Source organism: Sphingopyxis sp. (assembly GCF_035998905.1).
GTDB lineage: Bacteria > Pseudomonadota > Alphaproteobacteria > Sphingomonadales > Sphingomonadaceae > Sphingopyxis.
Window position 1 is genome coordinate 1 of record NZ_DASYHG010000013.1, and the last position, 2,744, is coordinate 2,744.

Below are 2,744 nucleotides of genomic sequence, written 5' to 3' on the forward strand. Positions count from 1 at the left end.
ACCAGTCGCGCAGCAGCAGGAGCAGGCCTTCGGGCAGCATGGCGTTGCGGTAGCGGCCGCCTTTGCCGCGCTCGATCCGCAGCAGCATCCGCTTGCTGTCGATATCGGTGACTTTTAGCGCCGACACCTCGGCGACGCGTAGGCCCGCGCCGTAAGCGACCGACAGCGCGGCCTGGTGCTTGAGCGAGCGGGTCGCATCGAGCAGGCGCTTCACCTCGGCCATCGTCAACACGACCGGGATCTTGCGAACCTGCCTCGTGCGGACCAGCTTGCGCGCGAGGTCGGGGCGGTCGAGCGTGTGCGTGAAGAAGAACCGCAGCGCGCCGACGATGCTGTTCATCGTTGGTGCGGGGACGCCCGCCTGTTGCTGCTCGATCTGGAACTGCCGGACATCCTCGGCGCTCGCGGTGTGGGGCGAGCGCCCGAGCCAGGTCGCGAACCGTCCGACGTCGCGCAGATAGTTGCGCTGCGTCTCCTTCGAGAAGCGCCGCATGGTCATATCGTCGATCAGCCGCTGGCGCAGCGGGCTGATCGGGCCAATCTGGATAAGCTCGTTCATCGTTCGACTCCTCAGGTAAAGGAGCCGAAAGGGTCTGCCTGCGGCAGCCGACGTTCAATCAGGCGCGGCGCTCGCTCGGCCCCTTTACATTGAGGCTAGCGCCAATCCGCGCAGCGGTTCGTGCAACGGCCAGCATCGAACAATTGTATTCGTCGCCTTTGAAGACGCTATTTCGCCCCTGACCGCGGCGTCCATCCACCTGCCTTCAGGCACTCCTTCATCTTGGGCACGCCGGTGACATTGCCTTCGGAGTATCCGTCGAACAGCTTTTTCCTTTTATCGCCCGTATAGATCGAGAAGCCCGGCAGTTGCTCAAATCTGTTGAGAAAACCGCCGATTTCCACGGGCGTGCGAAAGCTGTAGATATCCTGCCCGTGGTTGGCGTCCACCTCCAGCCGAACGTTGTCGACCCAAGTTCCGACCAGTGGCCGACCAAAATAGATCGCGAAATCGCCAACTCCCGTGCTGAGTTCGCGCAGGTGGGGGTTTCGCTCACCTTTTGTATAGGCGCGTAGCTCGCCCGACATCTTGGCGAAATCATGCGTCAGGGAAACCTCTCGATGGGCCTCTTTCGCGTGAAGAATATTTTGATAGGTTATGATCGCCCAGCAGGTGTCTCTGATCTTCGAGACGTCCCAATCGTTGTTGGCTTTCGGCGTCGAGAAATTCTGGAATGCCTCGACTTCGGCATCACTGACCGATTGGCTTTGGGGCTGCGCTGCCGCGCCGACAGTAAGCGATGTTCCCACGATCACAGTCAGAATTCTTCCCAGCATGTCTTCCTCCACGCACCTTTGACCCTACGCCCGGTACGTGTCATCTGGTTTGGGATCAACAGCATAGCCAATCGGATGCGCCCGCGATGGTGCTCGCTGCAAGGCTTTCACATTAATCGATAGCTGCCATCACGATGGCCGACGACAGGCGTTTGGCCCTGCCGCAAGGTTGTTGCGCGAATGTCTGCTTGCCGAGATACGTTCCCAAAAGCCGCCCGACCGGTACCGGCCAATTAATCCATGCTCATACCAATCGAAATCCGCCGCGCGGCGGCAACGAGCCGTGGCGCAAGCGCGAGGAGCTGCTCCTCGCGGAGACGGTCGGACGCGCCGGTAATCGAGAGACCCGCAAAGGGCTTGCCGCGCTTGTCGAATATCGCCGCGCCGATGCTGCTGCTCGCCGCAGGCGGAACCCCGACCGATATCGCGAAGCCGCGCTCACGGATCAGGGCAAGCTCGTCGCGCAGCTCCGCGACCGGGATGATGTCCGTTTCGGATTTTCGCCGGTAGCGCGGCGTCTTCAGAAAGTTTTCCAGTTCGGCTTCCGGCATATGCGCGAGGACCGACTTGCCGCTGCTTGACCAGCTGAGATCCCAGCTTGTTCCGACGGGGAGGAAGATGTTCACGCTGTTCACGCCGTCGATGCGCTCGATCAGCACGATATTCTCTCCGTCCACCAGACCGAGATGGATGGATTCCCCGGTTTCGTGCCGGAGGGCATCCATCACCGACAGCGCCGCTATCCTGAGCCCGCTCTTCCACTCGATCGCGCGCCCCCCGACAGCGATGGGCCGCATCGAGACTGACCATAGCGGGCGGCTGCCGCCGTCGCGTTCGAGCCAGCCGAAAGTTTCCAGCGCAAGCAACAGGCGATGGACCGTCGCCTTGGGCAGTGCGAGGCGCCGGGCGAGGTCGCTTGCACCCACCGGCTGCCATTCGGCGACCCGCTCCACGAGCCGAAGGGCGAGGCCGACCGGGCGCGATGGTCCCCTGGGATCGGCGTCGTCCGTTGCCCGCTTCGCTTCGCCGCTCTGCTTCCCCTGATCCATCAAACCTCCCTGCCGCGGTCCGCCGCGCGGCGGCGATACAGCTACACCCAAATCCTCACGGCGCTAACCGATTTAACGTCCCATATAATGAGACGATGAATTATATATAGAGACAATATGGATTGACCCGGAACAATTTTGCCGCCACCCCGAACGGACTGCCTGATTCGGACGGGAAGACCCGCCGGTACGCAGACGATCATGGCGACGCCGGGAGAGGCTGGTGACACGCCTCGAAGAGGAGACCCGGATCGGCAAAGGCGGGACCCTGGCGGCGCAGCTGTCGCGGCTCGACCTGATCGTGCTCGACGAGCTCGGTTATCTGCCGTTCGCCCGCTCGGGAGGGCAGTTGCTGTTCCA

3 protein-coding genes and 1 pseudogene are annotated in these 2,744 nt (G+C 62.2%); 1 reads left to right on the forward strand and 3 read right to left on the reverse strand.

From position 1 onward, the window contains the following. From VGN62_RS05430 to VGN62_RS05440, 3 genes are all read right to left on the reverse strand, one after another. On the reverse strand, positions 1–559 hold a 559-nt coding region (locus VGN62_RS05430; RefSeq protein ID WP_327451677.1), incomplete at its 3' end, for a tyrosine-type recombinase/integrase. A 167-nt stretch (positions 560–726) separates the two neighbouring features. Next, positions 727–1,335 carry a hypothetical protein gene (locus VGN62_RS05435; RefSeq protein ID WP_327451678.1) on the reverse strand — a complete coding sequence of 203 codons (609 nt, stop codon included), beginning with the start codon at positions 1,333–1,335 and terminating at the stop codon, positions 727–729. 233 nt (positions 1,336–1,568) lie between these two features. Continuing rightward, positions 1,569–2,384 carry an IclR family transcriptional regulator gene (locus tag VGN62_RS05440; RefSeq protein ID WP_327451679.1) on the reverse strand — a complete coding sequence of 272 codons (816 nt, stop codon included), beginning with the start codon at positions 2,382–2,384 and terminating at the stop codon, positions 1,569–1,571. Between the two features lie 220 nt (positions 2,385–2,604). Here VGN62_RS05440 and VGN62_RS05445 point away from each other — a divergent pair. Further along, a pseudogene (locus VGN62_RS05445) lies at positions 2,605–2,744 on the forward strand (ATP-binding protein); the annotation flags it as partial.

Bases quoted from the DNA above. Each gene is read 5' to 3' on its own strand.
- VGN62_RS05440 (WP_327451679.1), bottom strand. From the start codon at position 2,384: ATGGATCAGGGGAAGCAGAGCGGCGAAGCGAAGCGGGCAACGGACGAC.
- VGN62_RS05435 (WP_327451678.1), bottom strand. From the start codon at position 1,335: ATGCTGGGAAGAATTCTGACTGTGATCGTGGGAACATCGCTTACTGTC.